General features: G+C 39.4%; 1 protein-coding gene. It reads right to left on the bottom strand.

What is annotated here, in order from left to right; all coding sequences use genetic code 11:
- Window positions 1–664: 664 nt before the first annotated feature.
- Window positions 665–1,696 carry an AI-2E family transporter gene (locus VJ937_RS05630; RefSeq protein ID WP_324065911.1) on the bottom strand — a complete coding sequence of 344 codons (1,032 nt, stop codon included), beginning with the start codon at window positions 1,694–1,696 and terminating at the stop codon, window positions 665–667.
- Window positions 1,697–2,125: the final 429 nt, after the last annotated feature.

The raw sequence follows: 2,125 nt of genomic DNA, 5'->3' as shown, positions 1-2,125 counted from the left end.
GGGGTGAAATCAGCCCTGTTTCGGGGCGGTATATCCGTAGGCATATGGGAATGCGCAGCATTTCCGTGGGGTATAAATAAGCCAGAATGAAAATAAGCGCCATATGGCACAATAGTAGGTGCGACATCATTCGTAATCTGAATTCAACCACAGTCATAAAATTCGAACAGATTCGTCTGAATCAGATTCAATAATTTATAGTCAAAGATGATATGGTTTTGTTGCAAGGGTGTGGATATGCCGCACCTACGGCGCTCCCAAATTTTGTGCTTTCTCTCAACCCAAAGCCACCGCTTCGCAGTGGCTTTGGGCTACGGATATGTCGCCCCCCTGGTGATTTAGTTATCTGTGATATTTGGTATAACTGCTTATTAGTATTTTTGTGTACCTAAATGACTTCAGATGCGGTTGGGATGGAAGGCTGAACAGGAAGTTTATCCAGTATAAAAAATAATGGATGTTTCACTACAGAGCGTTTTTTAAAGGTAAATGAGGCTGACTTTTAAAATGTTGCGGAAGTTGAGCTAAACAACAGCACATCATGAAGCTTCAGCCATTTTTTCCATATTTTTGAATCGAACTCAAGTTTTTAAATTTAAATTGAGCCGGAAGTGTTTCATCCGGCAGTCTGAGGAGAAAGAGAAACGTTTAAGCTTGCCTTACACTATCGGCCTAAAAGAGCTCCGAACGGTCTTAGATCATCACTGTGATTAGAGGCAATTTTAATCGTAGCAAAAATGGGTACAAACAAAATCATGCCTGCCACTCCCCAAATAATCCCTCCAAGTATTACTGCAATTATTATAGCCAGTGCGTTGAGTTTAACCTCTTTTCCAACAATATAAGGTTCAATAAAATAGCTCTCTACCAGATGGATGATAAATAGAGTGATTAAAAAAATCACTATATAAGTAACATCCTCAAAGAAAATGAGGGCAAATCCGGCAGGCACCAATCCGCTGACCAGTGGCCCGATATATGGGATGATTGTAATCAGAGCTCCAAAGAGCGTAATGAGCAGGGCAAATGGCAACCCAAAAATCAAAAATGTGATATAATACATCACAGCCAAGGCAAGCATCACCTGCGTTCTTCCCCATAAATATTGATAGACCACGTTGGTGATTCCGTTTATTGCATCCCGGGCATTTTCTTTCTCTTTTTTTGTTGAATACATCTTGATAATGAAGCGCATAAATTTATCCCGATAGAGAAGCAGTACAAAAACGTAAACAAAAGCCAGCAAGAACTTTGACGTAAAATTCAATATACCACCAACAAAGGAGGCTACCTGAGCTTCAATAATTCCCCATATGGCAAAGGTTCTTTCTTTGATTATCTCTTTTTGTTCTTCAAGTGCCACGCCGGTCGCAGAAGCAATCTGCTCCTGTAAATTTTCTACTGCCATCTCTATATTGCCTCTTATGCCGGGTAGCTGATCCACAAATTGACTAATCTGAAGAATAAACAGGTAAGACAGCACTCCCAGAAAAAGAAATAGTATAAACGTGCTGGTGAGGGATGAAAGAACGGTGTTGAATTTATTTTTTTCCAGAAATCGGGTCAACGGAAGGATAAGCATCGCCAAAAAAATCCCGAACGTAAGGGGAATAAGAAAGGAGGCCAGGTAGTAGAAAACAAGGTAAACAGCGATGAGAAAAAAAAGGACCGTGTTGGTTTTTTTTAGAAAATCCATGTTCCGGTTATTCTGTAGTTGTAATGACAATCGTCATTTAAAAGAATATAAAAGATCTTGCCGAAAAATTAGTTTTATCTTCCGGTACGTTCAAACCAACGTTCACGTCATCAAAAAAATGTGGATTTATATTGTAGATGATATGTCGAAGTCTCTGCCAGGGATAGCTCATCTCCAGTTTTTTTTTCGACAGAAGGTTACTTTAAAGGTTTTTAAGTCACCATGAATATCATTTTCTGAAAAAATTTATCCTGCCAGAAGATTTGATTCCATCCCTCGATTTTATAATGGGCAGAACTTTCACATCAGGTTACCGTTAAGCACACCGGAATAATTGAAGGTGCCTTAGCTAGAAAAGTCGGCTCTATGTTGATCGGCGTGGGTAAAAATGAAAATGCTTTCATTCTAATGAAATACCGCAGCCAATTA

The sequence above is a fragment of the Salinivirga sp. genome (assembly GCF_035268865.1).
Classification (GTDB): Bacteria; Bacteroidota; Bacteroidia; order Bacteroidales; family Salinivirgaceae; genus Salinivirga.
The sequence above is the reverse complement of the archived record's forward strand: the minus strand, read 5'-3'. Positions and strand labels throughout refer to the sequence as shown.